The sequence below is a fragment of the Rhizobacter sp. P2_D12 genome (assembly GCF_056404395.1).
Genome location: NZ_JBFUEB010000216.1, coordinates 1 through 3,972, shown reverse-complemented (window position 1 = coordinate 3,972; position 3,972 = coordinate 1). Strand labels below are relative to the sequence as shown.

The 3,972-nt window shown below is 69.7% G+C and carries 3 protein-coding genes; all 3 read right to left on the bottom strand.

All coding sequences use genetic code 11. From position 1 onward, the window contains the following. The coding region (locus AC1DYN_RS31700) for a methyl-accepting chemotaxis protein (protein WP_477966648.1) at window positions 1-1,073 on the bottom strand (1,073 nt) is incomplete at its 3' end. A gap of 18 nt (window positions 1,074-1,091) precedes the next feature. After that, window positions 1,092-2,642, bottom strand: a complete 1,551-nt coding sequence (locus tag AC1DYN_RS31695; RefSeq protein WP_477966646.1) for a methyl-accepting chemotaxis protein — start codon at window positions 2,640-2,642, stop codon at window positions 1,092-1,094. A gap of 61 nt (window positions 2,643-2,703) precedes the next feature. After that, window positions 2,704-3,972: chemotaxis protein CheA (locus AC1DYN_RS31690; protein WP_477966644.1), on the bottom strand; the 1,269-nt coding region annotated here is incomplete at its 5' end.

The window sequence follows — 3,972 nt, the reverse complement described above, 5'->3', positions numbered from 1 at the left end:
TTCTTGGACGACGCGTTGATCTCGTCCATGGTCGAGACGACCTGCGAGACGACCGCGCCGCCGCGGGCGGCGACCTCGGCGGCCGACGAGGCCAGCTGGTTGGCCTGGCGGGCCGAGTCGGCGCTCTGCTTGACGGTGCCGGTCAGTTGCTCCATCGACGAGGCGGCCTGCTGCAGGTTGGAGGCGGTCTGCTCGGTGCGCGCGCTCAGGTCCTGGTTGCCGGTCGCGATCTCGGCGCTGGCGGTGGTGATGCTGTCGGTGCTGCTGCGCACCTCGCCGACCAGCCGGCGCAGCGAGGCCTGCATGTCGGCCAGCGCCCGCTCCAGCTCGCCGGCTTCGCCGCCGGAATGCACGCGCAGCACCTGCGACAGGTCGCCGCCGGCGATCGCGCGGGCCTGCGTGACGGCGTCGCGGATCGGTGTCGCGATCGAGCGCGTCAGCCACCAGCCGAAGGCCCCTGCGGTGCCCACGCACACCAGCACCAGCACGCCGACCACCGCGGCAGCCAGGTTGGTGCCGGCCTCGGCCTGCTGCTGCGCCGTGGCGGCGCGCGCGCCGGCCAGTGCCGCCAGGTCGTCGACCGCGGCCTGGTAGACCTTGCGGCTCTTGTCGAAGTCGCCGGCCAGCAGCCCCTCGAGCGCGACGAAGTCGCCGCTGTTCTTCAGCGTCTCGAGCTGGGGGCCGAAGGCGAGCGCCACCTGGCGCGCCGCGTTGGCCTTGTCGAACAAGGCCTTCATCTCGGGATCGGAGACCAGCGCCTCGATCTGCTTGATCGTCTCGGCGTTCTGCGCCGACGTGGCCTTGGAGGCCTTGGTCAGCTCGTCGGAGAAGTCGCCGGTGCCCAGCCGCGCGTTGGTCGTCGCGCGCAAGGTGTTCAGCGCGGCCTGGGCATTCCAGTCGCGCGCCAGCTGCATCATCCGCCACTCGGTGGCCGACAGGTGTTGCAGCGTCGACGTGGTCTGCTTCAGCTTGACCGCGCTGTAGCCGGTGGCCACGACCATCAGCAGCACCATCAGCCCGAAGACGAGGCCGAGGCGGGTGCCGATGCGGGTGTTGCGAAAACTGGAGTTCATACAGCGCTCCGGGTGGGGTCAGGCAGCCTTCAGGCGGAACACCGACACCACGCCCGACAGGCGCAGGGCTTGTTCCTTCAGCGACTCGGCCGCCGCGGCCGATTGCTCCACCAGCGCGGCGTTCTGCTGCGTCATCTGGTCGAGCTGGGTCACGGCGGTGTTGACCTGGCCGATGCCGTCGCTCTGCTCCGACGCGGCCGAGGTGATCTCGCCGATGATGTTGGTGACGCGGCGCACGCTGGTCACGATCTCGGTCATCGACTGGCCGGCGTCGGCCACCAGGCGCGAGCCCGAATCGACCTTGTCGACCGACGCGTCGATCAGGCCCTTGATCTCCTTGGCGGCCTGCGCGCTGCGCTGCGCGAGGCTGCGCACCTCGCCGGCCACCACCGCGAAACCGCGGCCCTGTTCGCCGGCGCGTGCCGCTTCCACCGCGGCGTTCAGTGCCAGGATGTTGGTCTGGAACGCGATGCCGTCGATCACGCCGATGATGTCGGCGATCTTCTTCGAGCTGGCATGGATGTCGTTCATCGTCGAGACGACCTGCGACACCACCTCGCCGCCCTTGCCCGCGGCGCCCTGCGCCGACGAGGCCAGCTGGTTGGCGGTGCGCGCCGAATCGGCGGTCTGCTTGACGGTGCCGGTGAGCTGGCCCATCGACGATGCCGTCTGTTGCAGGTTGGACGCGGTCTGCTCGGTGCGTGCGCTCAGGTCCTGGTTGCCGGTCGCGACCTCGCCGCTCGCGACCTGGATGCTGTCGGCCGACTGCCGCACCTGCGTGACCATGTCGTGCAGGCTGGCGTTCATCTGGCCGAGCGAGCGCATCAGGCCGGCGATCTCGTCGCTGCCTTCGGCATGCACCTGGCGCGACAGGTCGCCGCCGGCCACCGCATCGGCCAGGCTGGCCGCCTGCGCCACCGGCACGGTGATCGAGCGCGTCAGCCGCCATGCGAACACGGCGCCCAGCACCAGCGCGAGGCTGCCGGTCACGGCGATCAGCGAGCGGCCGCGCAGTGCGTCGGCATCGATCTGCCTGGCCATCTCGTCGATCGACCTCTTCTGGTAGTCGACATAGGCCTGCATCGCGGCGGTGTAGACCGGCGCGACGACCTGGAAGCCGGTGTCGTAGATGCGGGTGGCCTCGTCGGCATTGCCGGCGCGCTTGGCGGCCATCATGCCGTCGCGCGCCGCCAGGTAGGCCTTGCGCGTCTCGCCGATGCGGTCGAGCAGCAGCTGCTCGTCGGGGGCGGTCGGGAAGGCCTTCAGCGCCTGGATGATCTCGTTGCCGCGCACCGTCGAGGCCTTGGCTTCTTCGGAGAACAGCGCCTCGATCGCGGCGTCCGGGCTCTTGGCGATCGCCTTGCCGCGGGTGACGCCGATGGCCACGTTGCGGGCCCATTCGGCGGCCAGGCGCTCCTTGGCGAGCGGCTCGGCCATCATCTGCTGCGTGGCCTGGGCGATGGTGCCGAGGCGCCAGATGCCCACGATCATGATCAGGCACAACAGCGCAAGGGTGACGGCAAAGCCGCCACCCAGGCGAACCCCGACGCGAACGTCATTCAACTTCATGGCCGTGCTCCGGTTGTTCGGGAAAGAGGGCCCGCGGGCGCGGGCCGGACCTCGGTGACTCTCAGTGGCGCGAGCGGCGCACCAGGCTGCCCACGTCCAGGATCAGCGCGACGCGGCCGTCACCCATGATGGTGGCGCCCGACACGTCGTTGACCTTGCGGTAGTTGGCTTCCAGGTTCTTGACGACCACCTGTTGCTGGCCGAGCAGCTCGTCCACCAGCAGGGCGACGCGACCGCCTTCGGCCTCCACCACCACCATGATTCCGCTGACGTGCTCGAAGTCGAAGCGCGGCACGTTGAAGACGTGCTCCATCTCCAGCACCGGCATGTACTCGTCGCGCACTTCCACCACGCGGCCCGAGCCGCCGATGGTCTTGACCATGTCCGGCTGGACCTGGAACGACTCGATCACCGAGGACAGCGGCAGGATGTAGACCTCTTCGCCGACGCCCACCGACATGCCGTCCATGATGGCCAGCGTCAGCGGCAGGCGCACCGAGACGCGCATGCCGTAGCCTTCGGCCGAGTCGATCTCGACCGTGCCGCCCAGCGCGGTGATGTTCTTCTTGACGACGTCCATGCCGACACCGCGGCCGGACACGTCGGTGACCACGTCGGCGGTCGAGAAGCCGGGGGCGAAGATCAGGCCCCAGACGTCCTGGTCGCTCATCGTGTCGGGTGCCGGGATGCCGCGTTCGCGGGCCTTCCTCAGCAGCTTCTCGCGCGACAGGCCGCGGYCGTCGTCGCGCACCTCGATGACGATGGAGCCGCCCTGGTGCGAGGCGCTCAGCGTGATGGTGCCGGTCTCTGGCTTGCCCTTGGCGACGCGTTCCTGCGGGGTCTCGATGCCGTGGTCGCAGCTGTTGCGCACCAGGTGGGTCAGCGGGTCGGTGATCTTCTCGACCAGGCCCTTGTCCAGTTCGGTGGCCTCGCCCAGCGTCACGAAGTCGACCTTCTTGCCGAGCTTGGCGGCCAGGTCGCGCAGCATGCGCGGGAAGCGGCTGAACACCATCGACATCGGGATCATGCGGATCGACATCACCGATTCCTGCAGGTCGCGGGTGTTGCGATCCAGGTCGGCGAGGCCGGCGGCCAGCTGCTGGTACAGCGCCGGGTCCAGGCCCTGGCTGTTCTGGGCCAGCATGGCCTGGGTGATCACGAGTTCGCCGACCAGGTTGATCAGCTGGTCGACCTTCTCGACCGAGACGCGCAGCGTCGATGCCTCGACCGCGGCGGCCGGGGCCTTCTCGGCCTTGGCGGCCGGCCTGGCCGCGGGCTTGGCGGCTTCGGCCGCGGTCGCGACGTCGGCGGCCGGCGCGGCGCCGGACAC

Coding starts and splice junctions, on each gene's coding strand:
- AC1DYN_RS31695 (WP_477966646.1), bottom strand. CDS start 2,642: ATGAAGTTGAATGACGTTCGCGTCGGGGTTCGCCTGGGTGGCGGCTTT.